Origin of the sequence: Deinococcus pimensis DSM 21231, assembly GCF_000519345.1 — a bacterium.
GTDB lineage: Bacteria > Deinococcota > Deinococci > Deinococcales > Deinococcaceae > Deinococcus_A > Deinococcus_A pimensis.
The window spans coordinates 12,293-13,131 of the sequence record NZ_KI912660.1; the positions used below are offsets into that span (position 1 = coordinate 12,293).

2 protein-coding genes are annotated in these 839 nt (G+C 73.1%); both read right to left on the minus strand.

Features of this window, described 5'->3' with window-relative positions:
• The coding region (locus DEIPI_RS32100; protein WP_084474465.1) for a cytochrome c-type biogenesis protein at positions 1 to 355 on the minus strand (355 nt) is incomplete at its 3' end.
• Positions 352 to 839, minus strand: a 488-nt coding sequence (locus DEIPI_RS32105; RefSeq protein WP_084474468.1) for a redoxin domain-containing protein, incomplete at its 5' end; no start/stop codon positions are given. The genes DEIPI_RS32100 and DEIPI_RS32105, both read right to left, overlap by 4 nt.

Consider the following 839-nt stretch of genomic DNA (forward strand, 5'->3'; position numbering starts at 1 on the left):
GCAGGAGCGCGCCGAGCGCGAGCGCCGCGAGCGGCACGAGCCACAGCAGCAGCGTCACGCCGCGCCGGGGCGGGTCGAGCAGCACCGTGTCGCCGAAGCGCGCGGCGAAGTAGTCGTAGATCTGGTCGTCCGAGCGGCCCGCCGCGACCTGATCGCGGACCTCGCGCATCATCTGCGCGCTGAGGTCGTTGGGGCTCTCCGTGATGGGCAGCCCGCGACAGACGGGGCAGCGCAGGTTGTCCCCGACGCGCTGCGCGCGCGTCTCCTGCTGCGGCGTGAGGTCACGGTGCGGCGGCGTGACGGCCCCGGCCAGCACGAGCAGGCACGCCACGAGCAGGGCGAGGACGCGTCTCACTGGTCCTTCACCCCGAGCGAGCGGAGTTCCGTGGCGAGCAGGTCACGCGTGACGACGCTGCGCACGTGACGGCGCACGACGCCCTCCTCGTCGATGAAGAAGGTCTCGGGCACGGCGGCGACGCCGTAGTCGATGGCGGTGCGGGCCTCGGGGTCGAGGACGCTGACGAAGGAGAGGCCGTACTGGTCGCGGAACTTCTTCGCCGCGTCCTGACGGTCCTGGAAGACCACGCCGACCACGGCGAGGCCGTCCGCGCTCTGCTTCGTCGCGAGCTCGCTCAGCAGGGGCGCCTCCTCGCGGCAGGGCACGCACCACGACGCCCAGAAGTTCAGCACGACGGGACGACCGCGCAGCTCGCTGAGCTTCAGGGTGGTGCCTTCGAGGGTGGTGAGGGTGAAGTCCGGCGCGGCCTTGCCCACGAGGGGCCCGCCGGGATCGCCGCTGCCGCGCAGCAGCGCCACGGCGAGCGCCGCGACGAGCACGG